Annotated in this window: 14 protein-coding genes; 2 read left to right on the top strand and 12 right to left on the bottom strand. The window is 66.7% G+C overall.

The window, feature by feature from the left end; all coding sequences use genetic code 11:
* Nucleotides 1-25 precede the first annotated feature (25 nt).
* The 3 genes from BM353_RS04380 to hslV form a co-directional block, all read right to left on the bottom strand.
* On the bottom strand, nucleotides 26-1,498 hold the full coding sequence (locus tag BM353_RS04380; protein WP_092077009.1) for an exopolysaccharide biosynthesis polyprenyl glycosylphosphotransferase: 1,473 nt from the start codon (nucleotides 1,496-1,498) through the stop codon (nucleotides 26-28).
* A gap of 102 nt (nucleotides 1,499-1,600) precedes the next feature.
* Nucleotides 1,601-2,908 carry an ATP-dependent protease ATPase subunit HslU gene (hslU, locus tag BM353_RS04385; protein ID WP_092077011.1) on the bottom strand — a complete coding sequence of 436 codons (1,308 nt, stop codon included), beginning with the start codon at nucleotides 2,906-2,908 and terminating at the stop codon, nucleotides 1,601-1,603.
* A gap of 28 nt (nucleotides 2,909-2,936) precedes the next feature.
* Nucleotides 2,937-3,494: an ATP-dependent protease subunit HslV gene (hslV, locus tag BM353_RS04390; RefSeq protein ID WP_092077013.1), complete on the bottom strand. Its 558-nt coding sequence runs from the start codon at nucleotides 3,492-3,494 to the stop codon at nucleotides 2,937-2,939.
* A gap of 65 nt (nucleotides 3,495-3,559) precedes the next feature.
* On the opposite strand from hslV, the gene BM353_RS04395 reads away from it, so the two are divergent.
* Nucleotides 3,560-4,519 (top strand): phosphotransferase, encoded by a 960-nt coding sequence (locus tag BM353_RS04395; RefSeq protein ID WP_092077015.1) that lies wholly within the window; start codon nucleotides 3,560-3,562, stop codon nucleotides 4,517-4,519.
* A 183-nt stretch (nucleotides 4,520-4,702) separates the two neighbouring features.
* On the opposite strand, the gene BM353_RS04400 is transcribed toward BM353_RS04395, so the two are convergent.
* Nucleotides 4,703-5,596 (bottom strand): MBL fold metallo-hydrolase, encoded by an 894-nt coding sequence (locus BM353_RS04400; protein ID WP_092077017.1) that lies wholly within the window; start codon nucleotides 5,594-5,596, stop codon nucleotides 4,703-4,705.
* A 22-nt stretch (nucleotides 5,597-5,618) separates the two neighbouring features.
* Nucleotides 5,619-6,260 (bottom strand): DsbA family protein, encoded by a 642-nt coding sequence (locus BM353_RS04405; protein WP_092077019.1) that lies wholly within the window; start codon nucleotides 6,258-6,260, stop codon nucleotides 5,619-5,621.
* Nucleotides 6,261-6,356: 96 nt separating this feature from the next.
* On the opposite strand from BM353_RS04405, the gene BM353_RS04410 reads away from it, so the two are divergent.
* Complete coding sequence (locus BM353_RS04410) at nucleotides 6,357-7,244, top strand: LysR family transcriptional regulator (RefSeq protein WP_092077021.1); 888 nt, start codon at nucleotides 6,357-6,359, stop codon at nucleotides 7,242-7,244.
* 221 nt (nucleotides 7,245-7,465) lie between these two features.
* On the opposite strand, the gene trxA is transcribed toward BM353_RS04410, so the two are convergent.
* The 7 genes from trxA to BM353_RS04445 all read right to left on the bottom strand — a co-directional run bounded on the left by trxA (nucleotide 7,466) and on the right by BM353_RS04445 (nucleotide 17,914).
* Nucleotides 7,466-7,786: a thioredoxin gene (trxA, locus tag BM353_RS04415; RefSeq protein WP_092077023.1), complete on the bottom strand. Its 321-nt coding sequence runs from the start codon at nucleotides 7,784-7,786 to the stop codon at nucleotides 7,466-7,468.
* Between the two features lie 62 nt (nucleotides 7,787-7,848).
* Complete coding sequence (gene addA / locus BM353_RS04420) at nucleotides 7,849-11,235, bottom strand: double-strand break repair helicase AddA (protein WP_092077025.1); 3,387 nt, start codon at nucleotides 11,233-11,235, stop codon at nucleotides 7,849-7,851.
* Complete coding sequence (addB, locus tag BM353_RS04425) at nucleotides 11,232-14,180, bottom strand: double-strand break repair protein AddB (protein ID WP_092077027.1); 2,949 nt, start codon at nucleotides 14,178-14,180, stop codon at nucleotides 11,232-11,234. Before addB ends, addA begins: the two co-directional genes overlap by 4 nt.
* The gene (locus BM353_RS04430) at nucleotides 14,173-14,859 is read right to left on the bottom strand and encodes a nucleotidyltransferase family protein (RefSeq protein ID WP_092077029.1); all 687 of its coding nucleotides are present in this window, start codon (nucleotides 14,857-14,859) and stop codon (nucleotides 14,173-14,175) included. The genes addB and BM353_RS04430 overlap by 8 nt, the downstream gene beginning before the upstream one ends.
* On the bottom strand, nucleotides 14,844-15,830 hold the full coding sequence (locus BM353_RS04435) for an aminoglycoside phosphotransferase family protein (RefSeq protein ID WP_245759562.1): 987 nt from the start codon (nucleotides 15,828-15,830) through the stop codon (nucleotides 14,844-14,846). The genes BM353_RS04430 and BM353_RS04435 overlap by 16 nt, the downstream gene beginning before the upstream one ends.
* Entirely contained in the window at nucleotides 15,823-16,287 is a 465-nt protein-coding gene (gene tsaE, locus BM353_RS04440; RefSeq protein WP_092077033.1) for a tRNA (adenosine(37)-N6)-threonylcarbamoyltransferase complex ATPase subunit type 1 TsaE, read from the bottom strand. Before tsaE ends, BM353_RS04435 begins: the two co-directional genes overlap by 8 nt.
* Nucleotides 16,288-16,354: 67 nt before the next feature.
* On the bottom strand, nucleotides 16,355-17,914 hold the full coding sequence (locus BM353_RS04445) for a PAS-domain containing protein (RefSeq protein WP_092077035.1): 1,560 nt from the start codon (nucleotides 17,912-17,914) through the stop codon (nucleotides 16,355-16,357).
* Between the last annotated feature and the right edge of the window lie 34 nt (nucleotides 17,915-17,948).

The raw sequence follows: 17,948 nt of genomic DNA on the forward strand, positions 1-17,948 counted from the left end.
CAAGCGGGATCGTTTGCCGCGCGGGTCAGTAGGCGTAGTCGGATTTGAAAAACAGCGACGGGATGGTCATGGCGAGGATGCGCAAGTCGAACCAGAACCCGCTGTGTTCGATGTAGTAAAGATCGTGCTCGATCCGGCGCAGCAGCCGCTCGGGGTTGTCGATCTCGCCGCGCCAACCGTTGATTTGGGCCCAGCCGGTGATTCCGGGCGGGACCCGGTGGCGGGCCGCATAGCCGTTAACCAGGGTCTCGAACGGCGTCGTTTCTGAATAGGTCGCGTCGACCACGTGCGGGCGCGGCCCGACGAGCGAGAGATCGCCTTTGAGCACATTGATGAGCTGGGGCAATTCATCGAGCGACCAGCGACGGATGAAGCGGCCCACGGGCGTCACACGCGGATCGCCGCGTTGCACCACGTTGCGCGCGGCCGCGTCGGCCTGATCGGTGTACATCGAGCGGAATTTGAAAATCTCAATGGTGGTATTGTTGTATCCGTGGCGCTGCTGGCGGAAGAAAACCGGCCCGGGGCTGGTCAGCTTGACGGCGAGCCCCACCCCGATCAGTAGCGGCGCCAGCAGCAAAAGCCCCCAGGATGCGCCAAAGATATCGAGCGCGCGTTTGGCCATGCCCGACCCGCCGGTGAGCGGGCGGTCGGCGATCGAGATCAGCTTGGCATAGCCTTGGGATGTCTCGGCTTCGACCTGCCCGTGCGAGACGCTATAGGCGAGGCCAGAGAGGCGAATGTCGATCGGCAGGACGCGAAGCAATTCGGCGGTTTCCTGAATCCGGCGTTGCGCGGTCAGGGGAAAGGCAATGATCACCGTGTCGACGCGCGCACGGCGGGTGAAGGGGATAAGCTCGTTGATTTTCCCGAGCTTCGGCACACCCATGACGATATCGGGCGAACGCTCGTCCGTCCGGTCGTCGAACAGGCCGACCACGCGCATGTCGCGCACCTGATCGCGCTGAAGCGACTCCAGAACGGCGCTGGCCTCCTGCCCGCCGCCGATCAGCACGGCGTAGCGGGCGGTCAGGCCGAAATCTTGAGCCCAACGGGTCATGATTCCCATCAGGCCGTGGGAGAATCCGATCACGAGCGCCAGCATGATCCCCGCCGGGAGGAGGAACCCGGTGAATGGCTGGGGCCAAAGGCCCAAGGGGGAGACCACGAGGATCATGCCCAGTCCCGCGGCCCAGGCGAGAAGCGATCCGCGCAAGGTATTGCGAAGCAAACCAAAGGTATAGCCGGAGCCGATCCAGAGAGCGCAGACGGTCAGGACCGCGGTGAACCCGGCGGCGATCATGGTCTGGACGGCCCGGAGCTCCCCGCCTTCGGCGAAAAACGCGGCGAACCAGATCCCGAGCGTGATGCCGATGAGATCGATTACGGCGATCATCAGCGAGAACGCGGCCTGTGGCACCGGCGGGCGCCGCAGGTGTTCGGCCACGTGATCGGCCGCGCGTTGGTTAACGCTCCGAAACGGCTGTCCATCATGCATCGGCGGTGTCCCTCGAATCGCACAAGCTGATGAAGGAGTAAACGCGCACGGTTTCTGTAAAGTTACCAAACCTTTGCCCCCGATCTCCGGGGGGCGGATAGGTTAGAGCACGTAGCGACTCAGATCCGCCGAGGCCGCAAGCGCTCCGACGTTGGCTTCGACAAACGCGGCATCGACGGTAACGGTCTCGCCGCCCCGGTCGGGCGCGGCGAAGGAGAGTTCCTCAAAGACCCGCTCCAGCACCGTGTACAGCCGCCGCGCGCCAATGTTTTCCACGCTTTCGTTGACCTCTGCGGCGATGCGGGCGAGCGCCGCGATCCCGTCGTCGGTGAAGGACACGGTCACGGTCTCGGTCGCCATGAGTGCGGTGTACTGGCGCGTGAGCGCGTTGTCGGTCTCGGTGAGGATCCGCACAAAATCGTCCTCGGTCAGCGCCCGAAGCTCGACCCGGATGGGCAGACGACCCTGCAGTTCCGGCAACAGGTCGGACGGTTTGGCGATGTGGAACGCGCCCGAGGCGATGAAGAGGATGTGGTCGGTCTTGACCGGGCCGTGCTTGGTAGAGACGGTCGTGCCCTCGATGAGCGGCAGCAGGTCGCGCTGGACCCCCTCGCGGGAGACATCGCCACCGCGCGCGTCCGACCGGGCGCAGACCTTGTCGATTTCGTCGAGGAATACGATCCCGTTCTGCTCCACCGCTTCCAGCGCGGCGCGGGTCACCGTCTCGTCATCGAGCAGCTTGTCGGCCTCTTCGCCCAGCAGCACCTCATAGCTCTGGGCCACGGTCATCTTCTTGCGCGTCGTGCGCCCGCCAAAGGCCTTGCCGAACATGTCGCCCAGGTTGAGCATCCCCATGTTGGCGCCGGGCTGGCCGGGGATTTCCATCATGCCCATCGGGTTGGAATTGTCCTGCAACTCCAGCGTGATCTCGGTGTCGTCCAGCTCGCCAGCCATGAGTTTCTTGCGGAACATCTCGCGCGTTCCTTCGCGCGCATCCTCGCCCGCGATTGCGGTAATCACCCGGTCCTCGGCGTTTTTCTGGGCCCGGGCCTTCACGTCCTCGCGCATGTGCTCGCGGGTCATCAGGATGGCGTTGTCCACCAGGTCGCGCAGGATCTGTTCGACATCGCGGCCCACGTAGCCGACTTCGGTAAACTTGGTGGCCTCAACCTTGATGAACGGCGCGCGCGCCAGCTTGGCGAGGCGCCGCGAAATCTCGGTCTTGCCGACGCCGGTGGGGCCGATCATCAGGATGTTCTTGGGGTAGACCTCATCGCGCAGATCGTCGCCAAGCTGCTTGCGCCGCCAGCGGTTGCGCAGCGCCACGGCCACGGCGCGCTTGGCGTCTTTCTGGCCGATGATGAAACGGTCGAGTTCGCTGACGATTTCACGGGGCGTGAGGTCGGTCACGGGCTGTTCCTTTGCGTGGGGAGGCGGCTCAGCCGCCGATCTTTTCGACGGTGAGATTGCCATTGGTGTAGACGCAGATGTCGGCGGCGATGGCCATGGCCGCGCGGGCCACCTCTTCGGCATTGCGGTCCGTGTCCATCATGCCGCGCGCGGCGGCGAGGGCGAAGTTGCCGCCCGAGCCGATGGCGGCCACGTCATGTTCGGGCTCCAGCACATCACCAGCGCCGGTGATCACATAGAGATCCTTGCCGTCCGAGACGATGAGCATGGCCTCGAGCTTCTGCAGGTATTTGTCTGTCCGCCAGTCCTTGGCCAGCTCAACCGCTGCGCGGGCCAGTTGGCCCGGCGTTGCTTCGAGCTTGGCCTCCAGCCGTTCGAGCAGGGTGAAGGCATCCGCCGTCGATCCGGCAAACCCGGCGACGACATCATTGCCCCCCGGCGAGAGCCGCCGGACCTTGCGCGCCGTGCCCTTGATCACCGTCTGGCCGAGGCTCACCTGTCCGTCGCCCGCGATCACCACTTCGCCGCCCTTTCGGACGCCGATGATCGTCGTGCCGTGCCACCCGGGAAAATCCGTTTCCGCCATATCCGCCCTTTCGTTTGCCTCTATATCTGTGCATCGCTTGGCTATTGCAACCGACCGGAGATCACATGCCGCCCGAGATGCCCCCCGAAGACGCGGCGCTGTTTGCCCGGCTCTGCGGCGAGGTGGGGCGCGATCCGGAGGCGTACCGGCGCGTCCGGGTCTGGCGCAAGGAGGATGCTCGGCGGTCGCACGTGGTTGAGCGGTTCGACGGGCCCGGGGGCGGGGTGGTCCTGAAGCGGATATTCCGGCCGGCGGATGCGACAGGGTTTCGCCGGGTGGTCGGGGCGCAGAGGCGCGCGGCGGCGGCGATGGACGGGGCGGCCGGGGTGCCGCGCGTGCTGGCCGTCGATGAGGGGCAGCAGGCGGTGCTCATGGAGGCGGTCGCCGGGGAGACCTGCCTTGCCATGCTGGAGACCGGCGCCGATCCGGCGCAGGTGCTCCGGGCGGCGGGGGGCTGGATGGCGGCGTTTCACCGGGCCGGGCCGGTGGAGACACGCGTGTTCCAACCGCGCTTCATGCGGGACCACCTCACCCACCTGTTGGCCGAGCTGGAGGCCGGCGTGATCACAGTGCCCCACCGAAAGGCCTTCGAGCGCGCGGCCCGGGCGGCGATTGACCTTGCCCCGGAATTCGAAGGGCGCGAGACCCGGTCGAGTTGGACCCACGGGGATCTCAACCTGCACAATATCGTCCTCGACGGGCCGCGAAGCTACGGGCTGGACTTCACCGCCGATCACACCGCCCCGGTCGGCTTCGACATCGCGCGCCTGCTGATCAACTTTGCGGGCCGCTACGTCCCGGTCAAAGCGCTCGGGCCGGGGGAGCTTCTCCCCGCTCCGCTGCTGGGCGCGTTCTTCGAGGGCTACGATCTCGTCGGGCCGGAGGATCCTTCGGTCGGCTACCTGCTGCGCGTGCGACTGCTGATGGACTGGGCGTCGATCCCGGCCCGCCTGACGCAGCGCAGCCTCGGCAAGACCCTGCGCCTGGAGCACCTGCGCCGCCTCGCGCGCCATGCTCTGGCCTGAGGTCCGGTCTGTCGAGATGGTCGGAAATGCGTCGTCTACGGAATCGAGAGCCGTTCGGGGTCTGCTGGCGAGCTTTGACATTGTCGAAGCTCGCCAGCAGATTGGGTTGCGCATCGGCGTCAGCGCTCAAGCACGTGCGCTATTGCGAACAGAACACCCATCCGAAATGGACTGGGGCTCCATCTAGCCCCATTTCATCTCGCCGGTCAGAACCTTTGCGCCGATTTCCAAGGCAATGCCCATTCCCAAATCGGGATAGCGGGCGCGCATTGCCGCTTTCAGGTCTTCGGATGTCGTGGCCTTAGCCAACTCTTCCTCTACAGCCAGCAGATAGGCCTTGGTGAACGCAACAGCTTCGAGACCAAGCGGCGCGTCAACTGTCATGTGGCCCGGCACAACGACCTGCGGCGCGCGTGCGATGATGGCGTCCAGGTTGGCAATCCATGCCGCGCGCTCTTCTTTGGTTTGCGTGTCTGCCACCCAAACATGTGTGCCGGAAAAGACCATCACACCGCCGAATACAGCCTGCAGGTCTTCGCTCCAGATGTAGCGGCGATTGGCGATACCCGTCGCCGGAACGATATCGAGCACATAGTCGTCCACCGTCAGGGTTGCCCGGTCGTCAACGTCGGGCATGACCACATCATCAACAGATTGCGGGCCGTTTTCACCAAGCTGCGGCGCCCATGTCTCGACCTTCTTGGCGACATTCGCGTTGATCGCAGCAACGGTTTCGCTGGCCGCGATGACGCGCGCCTCAGGGAAGGCCTCTACGATCGGTCGCAGGCTGAAGTAGAAATCAGGGTCGCTTTGGCTGACATAGATTGTGGTCAATGCCTTGCCGGTGGATTTGATCGCTTCGGCCAAGGCTTGACCGTCAGACAGCGTAAACCCGCCGTCAATCAGGACGGCTTCGGACGGGCCGGACACCAAGACAGGCGCGCGGTAAAATCCGTTTTCCCCGGCTGGGAAGTGGGTCCAGCTCAGGCCGTTTTCCTGTGCAAGCGCCACTCCGGGCGCGGAAAGGGCGGCAACGCCAGCGGCTGCGGTCATTTTGAGGGCTGTTCTACGGTTCATTTTCCAATTCCTTGTGAAGGGGTTAAGCCAGTTTGAGAGCGGTCAAGATGCTGCCCGGTCCGGAATACAGCGCGCTGGCGTCCAGGATGCTCTGCTTTCCGTTGACGGTTGCGATCAGGGACGGCACGCCTTGCAGTCCGTAGGCGCTCATCAGTTCGCGGGCCGCCGCTGTGCGGGATTCTACCAGGTGCAGCAGAGGGTCATCTGCCGCCAGAAGACGCGCGCTGGCGTCCGTCAGGCCGAGATCGGTCAAGATACCCGCAACAACAGCGGCCGAAGTCACGTCTTTGCCGTCCTTGTAACGCGCCGATTGGATAGCAACGAGGGCGTCGATCACGCGATCAGGGGCGCTTTCGGACACAGCGACGACAGCACGTGTTGCGACCGTTGAATCCAGCAAAGCATCCGCTGAGCCCAGCACTTTGGTACGATAGTCGTCGCTGAACGGTTGACCGCTCAGCGCGCCGATGCGTTGATCCATGGCCCAGGCTTGCGCGGCAAAGCTTTTCATCGGCTTTGCGCCGGTGCCGGAGAACAGGCCCGTTGCCATGGGCTGCAAGTCGATTTCCGGGTGTTTCGCCAGAGTTTTAATCGAAGCAGAGGCCCCATAGCACCAGCCGCACAACGGATCGAAGAGGTATTGCAAAGTCACTGTCTGTGTCATGTCTTGTCTCCTTTGAGGGGTATATGCGCCTCTGGATTGTGATTGATAAGACAAACAATTTTGACAATGTGTATGTCAAAAGATAACAGTTGCCTCATGTCAAAGGCACGCAATCTGAACAGGCTCGCCTACTTCGCAGCGGTGGTGGAAACGGGGTCGTTTACACAGGCCGGCGAGCGGCTGGGGGTGACCAAAGCCGTGGTCAGCTCGCAAGTGACGCAATTGGAACAGGAGCTGAAAACAACCCTGTTGGTGCGCAACACGCGCAAGGTCAGCACGACCGAAGCGGGGCTGGCATTTTACATCCGCTGCGCGTCAATCCTGCGGGATGCAGACGATGCGTTTGGCGAGTTGTCGCAACTGTCAGACCGACCCCTGGGCACGTTGCGCATGACCGCACCCCATGACTATGGCGCCGTCATTGTGACCCCGGTGGTCGCAAAATTTCGGTGTAAATACCCGGAGTGCAAGGTTGAACTGCATCTTGGTGACAGCCACAGCGACCTGATGTCAGGTGATCTTGATCTAGCCATTCGTGTGGGCTGGCTGCGGGATTCTGGACTGATCGCGCGCAAACTCGGCGGCTTTCAACAACTGTTGGTAGGGGCGACCAAAGATACGGCCCGGCTCGACGCTATCGCACACCCCAACGATCTGACATCGCTGGACTTCATTGCAAACATGTCCCTGTCTGATCCGTTGCAATGGGCGTTTGAAAACGAAGCGAAGCAGATCGTGTCGGTGCAAATGGCAAACACTCTCGCCATCGACAGCACACCAGCAATTCTGGAAGCGGTCAAAGGCGGCGCAGGGGTTGCGATATTGCCCGACTTCTTGGTGAGCAGGGATTTGCAGGGCGGTCAGCTGACACAGGTTTTGCCGCACTGGACGCTGCCGGAAGGTGGGATATTTGCAGTCTATCCCGCGTCCAAATTCCGCCCGGTCAAAGTGACCGCTTTTGTCGACATGTTGCGCGACGCTTGACGTGGTGGGGCCTGGTGGAGCTTCGGATACAACCATCCCTGATCGGCAGTTGCACAATACGTTTTCGAATGCTCACTTTTAACCGGACTACAGGCCTTCGTGCGCCACGCAGAATCCTGCACCATTGGCTCGAAGCGGGCATTGCGCTCCGAGCCAATGGGCTTTCTCTCGCGCAGCATTTGCGGCGCTGCATTCAACCCGGGATCAGCGAGTGATCAGGCTCAGATCGACTCTTCGATCCAGCTTTTCAGAGCCGCTTTCGGTGCCGCGCCCGCGCGGTTGGAGACCGGCTGGCCGTCCTTGAAGATGAAGAGCGCCGGGATACCGCGCACGCCCATGGAGGCGGCGGCGCCGGGGTTGCTGTCCACGTCGACCTTGGCGACCTTCACCTTGCCTTCGAACTCGTCCGAGAGCTCTTCAAGCGCCGGGCCGATCTGTTTGCAGGGGCCGCACCACTCGGCCCAGAAATCCACCACGACGGGGATATCGGATCCGCGTACTTCGGCGTCGAAGGTGTCATCGGTTACGGCAACGGTGGCCATGTTTCTTCTCCTGAATGGAAGCAGCTGTCGGGAGGCGAACGTAAGCACGCACCCCAACCCCGTCAAGGCGCGCCCGCCCGGCCGAGGGCCTCGGTCACGAGATCGTGGGGCAGCTGCATGAGCGTGGCGGTTTCGGTCCAGAGAATGGCCACATCGATGTCCCGGCCAGGGTAGATCGCGGTGAGCGCATGGAGGTACGCGCCCATCTGGCGCAGGAGCCCCTCGGGGCAGGTTCGGGCGCTGTCCGGCACGACGCGGTTGGTCTTGAAATCCACCGCTAGAATGCGCCCGCCATCGAGGACGAGCCGGTCGATGCTGCCGTGAATGCGCGCGTTGCCCAGAGCGGGGAGGGTGGCGGTGATGGGCGCTTCGGTGAGGGCGGAGGGGGCGAAAAGCGGCGAGAGATCGGGGGCGGCGAGCACCCGTTCGGAGACCGCGATCGCCTCGTCAACCACCGCGGCGGCGGCTTCGGGCGCTTGCAGCCCGGCAAGCCGGTGCGCCGCCGCGCGCCGGCCTTGCGCGGGGAGTGCCGGAAGATGTTCGAGCAGCAGGTGGATCAGCGTCCCGCGCGCGAGCGCGTCCGCTTCAGCCGCGCCCGCCTCACCGGCAAGCGCCTTGGCGCCGCCGAGATCGCTCGGAGAAAGGGTCGGGGCCGCGCGCTCCGGGGAGGCGGCGCGGGCCTTGATCCAGTCGGGGAGCTCTGGCGCGAGGGTCGTGGCGGTCTGCGGCGACACGAGGGGCGGCGCGGCCCATTCGCCCGACTGATAGCGCTGGACCGTCGCGCCCGTGGCCACGAGCGGCGTCGTGCCAAGCGCCTGCATCGCCTGTTCCACCTGTCCGTACCAGCTCTGGCCCGCGTCTCCTGTTTCGCCGGCGGCGGCGACGATGAGCCACTTCTCCGCCCGGGTCATCGCCACATAAAGAAGCCGCTGGCGCTCATCTTCGGCGCGGCTCCGGGCGTCATCGGCCCGCGCCTTGAGGGCGGGCGGCGCCTCCCCGGCGCGGGGCCTCCACGCGGGGATCCCATCCAGATCGAGCAGCGGATCGAGCGTCGGCGGTTTGCGTTTGGCCGTGTCGGGCAGGATCACGATCGGCGCTTCCAGCCCCTTGGCGCCATGCACGGTCATGACGCGGATCTGGTCGCTCGCGCTGTCCATCTGGCGCTTGATCTCCAGATCATCGGTCTGCATCCAGACGAGGAACCCGGTGAGGCTCGGCACCTCGGTCTGCTCATAGGCGAGCGCCTGTCCCAGTAGCGCGTCGATCCCGTCTTCGGCCTCGCGCCCGAGCCGCGCGAGCAGGCGCCGCCGCCCGTCATGGCGCGTCAAAATCCGCTCGATCAGATCATAGGGCCGCAGGTAATCCGCATCGCGCCGGAGCGCATCGAGCACCGCGACGGTCTCGGAAAACTCCTGCGCCCGGCCGCGCAGCGCTTCCCACAAGAACGCCTTGCCGCGCCGCGCCGCTAGGTCAAACAACGCCTGTTCGGACCAGCCGAAGAGCGGCGAGCGCAGGGCCGTGGCCAAGGCCAGATCGTCTTCCGGCAGGTCGAGAAACCCAAGCAGCGCCGCGAGATCCTTCACCGCAAGTTCGGCCCCGACGCGCAGCCGATCCGCCCCCGCAATGGCGAGCCCCTCGGTCTTGCAAGCGCGGATGATTTCGTGAAAGAGCGGCGAGCGGCGTTGCACGAGGACAAGCACATCCCCGGGCCGCACGGGCCGGCGGGTGAGCGCGCCGTCGCGGCCGCTCTCGGGCAGGGTTTCGCCCGCGCCTGGATCGGTTATTCGCCTGATCTCGCGGGCAATCTTCCGCGCGAGGATCACCTCGGCGTCATTGTCCGCGGGTTGATCGACGGGCTCGTACCAGTCGCCCGGCTCGCGTTTCTCGGGCTTGGGCACCACCGGCCAGAGATCGACCCGGCCGGGCAGCCGCTCCTGAAACGCGACGTGGTCCGAGACCTGCCCCAGCCCCTCGCCCCCCTGCAGCGCGAAGGTCTTGTCCACCACGTCGAGGATCGCGGGCGCGGAGCGGAAGCTGTGGCGCAGCTCGCTTTCCTGAAACGGATGCGCGACCTCGGCGAACCGCCTGCGGAAGGCATCGCGCATGGCGCCGAAGGCCTTGGGATCGGCCCCCTGAAATGAATAGATCGACTGTTTCACATCGCCCACAACAAACAGCGTCCGGAGCGTATCGGCCCGCGCGCCGATGCCGCTGGTGAATTCCTCGGTGAGCCGTTCGACCACGTCCCACTGGAACGGGCTTGTGTCCTGGGCCTCGTCGACGAGGATGTGATCGATCCCGCCATCGAGCCGGTAGAGCACCCATTGCGCAAGCTTCGGATCGGTCAGCAGACCGCGCGCCTTGAGGATGAGATCATCGAAATCGAGCCAGCCGCGGGCGAGTTTGGCGGCCTCGTAGCGGGCGAGGAAAGCGGTGGCGAACCGGTGGAGCGCCCAGGTGCGTTCAGCGGCGGCCAGCGCAAGCCGCGGCTCGCGCGCGAGGTGGACCCGCTCCATCAACGCGTTGAGCGCGGATTGTGTCTCCCCGAGCGCCTCGCGGGCGGCCTTGCCGGGGAAGGCGTCGATCTTGGGGCCGAAGGGGGATTTGGCCTTTTCGCCATAGAGAAGAAGCTTCTCCAGCGCGGGAAGGCACGTCTCATCGAGCGCCGGAATCGCGGCCAGCGTCTCGGCGGCTGTCGCGTCGGTCTTGTTGAAGCGCGGCAGGGTCGCGATCAGATCGGCGATGATGTCCTCCGCGTCCGGCCCGAGCGTCCGCGCGGCGAGCGCGTCAAGGCTTTCGTCCGGTCCGAGCTCGAAGGCGGTGAAGACATCCGCCCGCGTGGTACCGGCGCGGAACGAGGCCCGGTTCCGGAGCAGCGCGTAGAGCAGTTTGATCACGCCGTCTTCATCGGTGATGTAGCCCGCAAGCCCATCGAGCAGATCCGCCTCCGGGCCCTCGGCGAGCCCGTCCAGAACCTCGGTCATGAGCAGCTCGGCGGCGCGCTCGTCCACCTCCTTGAACTGCGGGCTGACCCCGGCTTCGAGCGGGAAGCGGCGCAGGAGGGCCGAGCAGAAGGAGTGAATCGTCTGGATCTTGAGGCCCCCGGGCGTCTCGATAGCGAGCGCGAAAAGGCGCCGCGCGCGGGCGAGGGCGTCCTTGCCCGTCTCGCCTCCGGCGCCGATCGCCTCCAGCTCGGCGCCGAGCCTGTCATCCTCCAGCATCGACCAGGAGCCGAGCCGTTTGAAGAGCCGGTTCTGCATCTCGCTCGCCGCGGCCTTGGTGTAGGTCAGGCAGAGGATGTTCTGCGGATCGACCCCACTGAGGAGCAGCCGCGCGACACGGTCGGTCAGGACCCGCGTCTTGCCCGAGCCGGCGTTGGCCGAGAGCCATGTGCTCCGCTCCGGGTGGGTCGCCTCGACCTGTCGCCGGGTGGCTTCGTTCATCGTCATGCGAGGTCCTCCGGCTCGGGGGCCTGGGTCTCGTCCCATTCGCCATAGCGCGAGAGGGTGTCGTAGTCGGAGCCAAAGCCGCGTTTTTCCATCGCGCGGCGCGCGGTGAACCCCTGAGCTGGATCGAGATAGGAGACGATGAGTTCGCGGAATCGCTCGCGCGCAAGCCCCGGCCCCTCGTCCTCCAGCGGCGCGGGGACGACCGAGGGCGAGGCCCCGAGCCCGATGTAGAGCGCCGCGCGCACCGGGGCGGGGGCGATACCCTCGAACGCGCCGCTTTCGGCCATCATTGCCTCCAGTAGCAGTTGCTTTTCAAAGGCAATCTGCGCCTTCGCGGTCTTGGGCGTGCCAGTCTTGTAATCGAGCAGGACAAGTTGGCCGCTTGCGTCCGCGTCGATCCGGTCGGCCTTGGCCGTCAGCGTGAACACCGGCTCGTGGAGCTCGAACCGTCCGCGCACCTCGGTCCTGAGGGGCCGCGCGATCTCGCGTCTGGCCCGCTCTCCCTCGACAAACCAGTCGGCCACCTTGGCCATCCGCGCGCGCCAGAACCGGCGCGTCGCCGGCCAGGGGACATCGGCGGCAAGCCCCGCTTCGGCCACGGCCATCAGATGCGCGGCGCTGAGCGCCTCTGGATCGGCCATCACATCGCGCATGAACCGGTCGAGGATGTCATGGATGACGGTGCCGCGCAGGGGCGCATCGGCGGTCTGGACGATGGGATCGAGGCGGCGCAGCCCGAGCACGTGGCGCGCGTAGATCGCATAGGGATCGCGGATCAGGCGGGAGATTTCGGTGACCGAAAGCTGCCGCGGGCGCAGTGGAGCCGGCGGGCGCGGCGAGGGTCGGGCCGCGCGGGGGGCCGTGCCGGGCTCTTCCAGCGCGGCCGAAAGCGCGAGCCAGTCCGCGCCCCGCCCGCGCATCTCACGCAGCAGGTCCCGCCCCCCGGTCGGGCCGAGCCCGTCGAGAAGGTTGGTCAGCCGCGAGAGCCAGCGCGAGGGGACCGTTTCGGCCTCCTCCGAGCGGATCGACCGCGTGAGCCAGACCTCCCCGCCCGCGATGGCCTGTTGGAAATCATGCGCCGAGAGGCCGATCCGCCGCTCGGGCAGGAGCAGCCCGGCTTTCTCGCGCATCTCGCGATTGAGCCATGGATCCGGCGCGGGCGGCTCGGGCCATGTGCCCTCGTTGAGCCCGGCGAGGATGGTCAGATCGGCGCTCTGCATCCGTGCTTCCATCGTCCCGAGGATGCGGATGCCGGGATGGGGCAGGCTTGCGTCGCGGACCTCGCCGGTGTTGAGCACGGCGGCGAAGAGGCTGGTGTAGTCGCTGGCCGAGAGCGGGCCGCCGAAGCGCGCCTCGCGTTGCAACTCAGAGGTCACCCGCCGCGCTTCCTCGCCCGCGTCCCCGTCCCAGAGCGCGCGCTCCGCCGCGCCGTCCGCCCCGCGTGAGATCATTTCCGCCGTGTGCAGATGGGCATCGACGAAGGCCGTCAGCGGCGCGTGGTCGAGCGTGGTGAGTGGAGTGAGCGCATCGAAAATCCAGTCGGCCCAGACCACTGCGCCCGCATCTGTGCGCCGCGTCTCGGCCCAGTTCAGCAGATCGGCGCGCGAGGGGAAGGGCATCCCACTCTTGCGGATATGCAATTCCAGATCGCGCGTGCGCAGAAGATGCGGCCCCCGCCCGGTACCGCGATGGGTCAGCGGATGCTTGAGCAGGGCCAGAAGCGCATCAGCGGTCGGCGCCGTGCCGATGAAGGCCCCGACGAGGCGCATCAGCCGGCCCGGCGGCGACAGCGGCAGCGGCATGCCCGCGGAATCGTCGGGCACGATGCCCCAGCGGTCCAGCGCCGCGGCGACCTGACGGGTCAGCATCCGGTCCGGTGTGATGAGCGCGGCGCTGCGGCCATCCTCCGCGGCTTGCCGCAGGCGCAGCGCGATCGCCATGGCTTCGTCCCGCGCGGTGGGGGCCTCAAGCAGGGTCACATCCGCGCCCGCCCCGGCCAGATCGGGAAGCTTCGGCCCATCGCTCAGCCATTGGTCCGTGACCGGCGCGGGGCGCAGCGCGAGCGAGACGAGCGCGTTGCGCGGCGGGCTCGCGGGGGCATGATCGGCCCAGCGGCGGATCTCGGACGGATGGCTGCCGATCGAGCGGGCGAGGCTGAGAAATCGGAACTGGGGGTGGTCCTCGCCGCCGCGGGCGCGCGTCATGGCGTCCCAGACGGCGGGGGGCTGGTCGAAATCGACGCCGGGCAGGATGATCGCCCCCTGCGGCAGGGCCGCGACGGTTTTCATGAAGAGCGCCGTTGTCCCACGCGAACCGGTGGAGCCCGCGATGAGGATCGGATCCGCTGGCGGCGCCTCGGCCCAGAGCGCGCTCAGCGCCGAGACGACCATCCGCTGCCGCGCCTCGTTGTCAGGCGGCTCTTGCGTTGCATCGAAATAGCGCGTCACGAGGTTGAGGAAGGCCAGCGCCCGCTGCCAGTGGCCGGAGCTGTCGGGGATTTCGAGCGCGGCGAGGTCGGCGGGCGCGACCCCCTCGCCGATCATCTCGTCGAGGAGGTTGGCGAGGCTGTCGGCGAGATCGTAGAGCGCGGCACGGGGGGCCAGATCGGGGGCCCGGTCGAGCAGCGCCGAGACCAGTTCGGTCAGTTGCAAACGGCGGCGCAGCGGCGGCACTGGCGCGGGAATATCGCCCAGAAGCGCATGGCTCGCCGGATCGCGGGCGAGGCCCGTCACGAGCCGGATGCGCGGCAGGAACCCGGCGGGGCCCGTGTCGAAAAGATCGCGCAGGTGTCGCGCCATGCGCTGGGTGTTGACGAAGAGCGTGACGCGCGCGATGGCCTCCGGCGGCGCGCCTGCGATCCGGGCGCGGATGCCCGCGACCAGGGCCTCGGCGAAATCGACACCGGGCGGGAGGCCAAAGAGACGCGGCTCTCCGGGCTCAAACATCGCGCGTCTCCGCCAGCAGGGCCTCGGCCGTCGCGATGCCATCGGGGCGCCCCACATCGCACCACCGGCCGGGATAGGCGCAGCCGAAGAGCCGCCCGCGCGCGATCATCCGGTCCCACAGCAGATTGAGCGAAAACGCCTCTTCGCCGATGTCCGCGAGCCCCGCGGTGCGCAGGATCTGCACCCCGGTGTAGACCAGATCGCCCCCGCGGCGCAGCGCCCCGTCGGGGCCTTGCGTGAAATCCCCCGGCGCGGCGCGGCCCTCGGCGCGGGCGAGCGTCACGCAGAGCAGGAGCGCGTCCATCCGGACCGGATCCCAGGCCTCGGCCAGGCAATCCAGCGGGTTCGGCCCGGAAAGGATCGCATCGGAATTCATGGTAAAGACCGGTTCCGCGCCGAGGAGCGGCAGAGCCTTGCGAAGCCCGCCGCCGGTTTCGAGCAAGGCGCCGCGCTCATCCGAAATTGCGACGCCCCGTGCCTTGAGATGGGCAATCAGCCGATCGGGTTTGTAGTGCACATTGGCCACGGCGCGGAGCCCCGGCCGCCGGGACACATGCTCCAGCGCGTGGTCGATCAGCGGCCGGCCGGCGACCTCGATCATCGGCTTGGGCCGGTCGTGGGTCAGCGCGCCCATGCGCGTGCCGAGCCCGGCGGCGAAGATCATCACGGCGTCGGGCATGGGGACCTCAGGCTTTCAAGGTGGTCCGGGCTCGGCCGGGGGAGGAGGGCGCGGACCTCATGCGCCACCTGCGCGAGCGCGGGGTGGGCGAGATTGCGCTCCAGATGGCCCCAGACGCGCGGCATCAGCGCGAGGTATTTTGGCTTGCCGCCGGCGCGCGCAAGGCGGGCGAAGACGCCGAGGATGCGCAACGCGCGCGCGGTGCCGAAGAGGGCGAGTGCATGGGCAAGCTCGGCCTCGGTCATGCCGGCGCCCTCGGCGAAGCGCCGGATCTGACGGGCGACCATATCGGGCGGCACGTCGCGCCGCGCGTCTTGCAGGAACGAGACCAGATCATAGGCCGGGTGGGCGACCATGGCGTCCTGAAAATCGATGAGGCCGGCGCGGGCAAGACCCGGGTTTTCAGGCAGGTGGATGATGTTTTCAGCGTGATAGTCACGCAGCATCAGCACTGGTTCCGCCGGCGGGGCGTCCTCGAGCGCCGCCTTGAGGGCCGCGCGGAGGGGAGCGTAGCGCGCCGCGTCAAGGTCTGCGTAAAACGTTGCCGCCAATTCGGCCTGATCGGCGGCGGTCTCGGCGTCGAAGTGCGCAAGGTCGGGGGCCGGATGCTGGCCGAGCCGGAGCAGGACATCGATGGCAAGATCGCTGAGCGGCTGTGCAAGCGCGGGGGTGTTGGCGATCTGGCGGGCGAAGACGCGATCGCCGAAATCCTCGATCAAGAGCGCGCCGCGCGTCAGATCCGCCGAGAGGATGCGCGGCGGTCTGAGGCCCCGGTCGCGCAGCAGGCCGGCCACATGCGCGAAGTTTACGGCCACCGAAGGATCCGCCGGGGAGGTCATGAGGATCGCGCGCTCGGCGCCGCGCCGGAGCCGCAAGAACGCCTTGGTCGAAGCGTCGCCCTCCATCGGGCTTTGCTCCGCATCGCCCCAGCCCGCCGCGCGGAGCAGGTCCATTTCCGCGGTGTCAGACAAGGGTGGCAACCTCGTCCCAGGCCGGATCGCTCCATTCCAGATGCGCGCGCCTGCCCTCGCCGGTCTCGTCCGGATCGAGCCGCAGGGTGAGCGCGCCGTCGGGCCGCAGGGCGCCGAGACGGTCGGGCCATTCCACGAGGCAGAACGCCTCCTCGAAGGCTTCGGTCAGGCCGAGCTCGATGCATTCCCCGGGATCGCCGAGCCGGTAGAGATCGGCGTGCCAGATATCACAGGGCGCGGCCTCGTAGCTCTGCACCAGTGTGAAGGTCGGGGAGGGGACCTCGACAAGCCCCAGCTCGGCGCGGATCAGCGCGCGGGCGAAGTGGGATTTCCCGGCGCCGATCTGCCCTTCGAGCAGGATCGTGCGGCCGGGGGCGATCAGCGCGGCGAGGCGCCGGGCGAGCGCATCGGTCGCGTCTGGGTCGGGGAGGGGAATGCTGATCCGGGTGGGCGCCATGCGTCATGAATAGCGGATCGGCCCGAACCCGCAAGGCATCAGCTGCGCGGCCCGGCGGCGGCGCGGCTCAGCTTGAGGTGGTGACCCGGTTGAGCGCCTTGGCGTCGGCGGGCATGGCGCCCACCGTGCGGAAGCTGACCATGGTGCCACCCACGGCGATCGGCGTTGCGGTGCAGAGCAGCGACAAGCCGTTGCGCGTCGCGAGGCGATAGGTGCGCGGCGCACGGGAGCGCGCGCCCGTCACCAGCGCGTTGATCTCGTCCCAGGCGTCGCTCGGCTCACAGGTCTTGGCCCAGATCTCGCAGCAATCCACGATGGTCGAGCGCTCCAGTTGTGCCTTGTCCTTGATGTCCCACAGATGCTGGAAACGGCGGTTGCCGAGCGACACCGCGCCGTTGGTGGTGAAGATCACCACGGCTTCTTCCATCGCGTCGACGGCGGAGCGGCAAAGGTCCAGCTCGGCGCGGAAATCCCGGGTCACGCGGATCTCTTCGGAGATATCCTCGAACAAAAAGGCCAGCGCCCCGTCCGGATGCGGCCGGCCCGTGACCTTGTAGGTCAGCCCCGAGGAGAGGCTCCAGATTTCGGTATAGGTCCCGTCGCGCGCCTCTTCGGCCAGCCGAGAGATGTTGTCGCGCCAGGTGGGGTAATTCTTGGGTTCAGGCATCATATTGCTCTCGCGCATGTGGTCGAAGAACGAGATGAGCGCCGGGCGCGTGCTGAGGAATTCCACCGGCATTTTCGTGAGGTTGATCAGCGCCGGGTTGAACAGCGCCAGTTGCCGGTTGCGGTCGAAGATGGCGAGGCCGATGGAGAGCTGGGCGAAGGTCTTGGCGAGGGTTTGGACGAAGTTCCGCTGGGCGACGGCGGCGTTCACCACCGCGTTGACGTCGATCGCGTAATGCTGCGTGCCGCAGGCATGGGGCAGGGAGTAGATGTCGAACCAATGCGGCTTCTCGCCGGTGCGGGTGACGATGGATTGGCGCACGGGCACACCGCTGCGCGACCGGTCGGGTTCGGCGAACAGGTGGACAAGCTCGTCGGAGGCGACGTCGGTATAGCGCGCCATGCGGCAGAGCGCGCGATAGGCGGCGTTGGCATAGTCGATTCCGCCATCGGGATTGACGTGCCAGATCGGCGCGGGGGCATTTTCGACAAGGTGCTCGAACCGGTTGCTCTGCAACACGCCTTCGATGGAATCGTGGAGCATCTCGCCGAGGTTCTCGGGCAGGCTCTGCTTGACCAGAACCCGCGTCTGGGCGCCGAGATCGGTGATCTCCACCAGACCGCTGTCCGCCGTGAGGTCGGAGACATAGGTCAGCATCGGTGTCTTGCCCGCCGATGCGGCCATCGGGTTCTCGGCCGGGAATTCCGAAAACCTGGGGGCAAGGCGCCGCGTGAGCGCGGTCCAGTCGGTGTCATCGGCCGAAAGCGGGCGGATCAGCGCCGGCGCATTCGTGTGAACGAGGGTTTGCCCCTCGAACAGGAAGTTCAGATCCGGAACGGTCTTGATCTCGCCGCTGTCCTTGACCGGCGCGGGGGCGCGCAGTCTCAGGGCGACGGAAAGCACACCTGCGAGCATGGCACAGATGAGGACCACCAGAATTTGGGCGGGGGTGATGGGCAACGCGCTTACCTCGGTTCGTCGCGGCTAAAGTGAT

Origin of the sequence: Poseidonocella sedimentorum, assembly GCF_900116005.1 — a bacterium.
GTDB lineage: Bacteria > Pseudomonadota > Alphaproteobacteria > Rhodobacterales > Rhodobacteraceae > Poseidonocella > Poseidonocella sedimentorum.

Coding starts and splice junctions, on each gene's coding strand:
- BM353_RS04380 (WP_092077009.1), bottom strand. CDS start 1,498: ATGCATGATGGACAGCCGTTTCGGAGCGTTAACCAACGCGCGGCCGAT.
- hslV (WP_092077013.1), bottom strand. CDS start 3,494: ATGGCGGAAACGGATTTTCCCGGGTGGCACGGCACGACGATCATCGGC.
- BM353_RS04395 (WP_092077015.1), top strand. CDS start 3,560: ATGCCGCCCGAGATGCCCCCCGAAGACGCGGCGCTGTTTGCCCGGCTC.
- BM353_RS04400 (WP_092077017.1), bottom strand. CDS start 5,596: ATGAACCGTAGAACAGCCCTCAAAATGACCGCAGCCGCTGGCGTTGCC.
- BM353_RS04405 (WP_092077019.1), bottom strand. CDS start 6,260: ATGACACAGACAGTGACTTTGCAATACCTCTTCGATCCGTTGTGCGGC.
- BM353_RS04410 (WP_092077021.1), top strand. CDS start 6,357: ATGTCAAAGGCACGCAATCTGAACAGGCTCGCCTACTTCGCAGCGGTG.
- trxA (WP_092077023.1), bottom strand. CDS start 7,786: ATGGCCACCGTTGCCGTAACCGATGACACCTTCGACGCCGAAGTACGC.
- addA (WP_092077025.1), bottom strand. CDS start 11,235: ATGACGATGAACGAAGCCACCCGGCGACAGGTCGAGGCGACCCACCCG.
- addB (WP_092077027.1), bottom strand. CDS start 14,180: ATGTTTGAGCCCGGAGAGCCGCGTCTCTTTGGCCTCCCGCCCGGTGTC.
- BM353_RS04430 (WP_092077029.1), bottom strand. CDS start 14,859: ATGCCCGACGCCGTGATGATCTTCGCCGCCGGGCTCGGCACGCGCATG.
- tsaE (WP_092077033.1), bottom strand. CDS start 16,287: ATGGCGCCCACCCGGATCAGCATTCCCCTCCCCGACCCAGACGCGACC.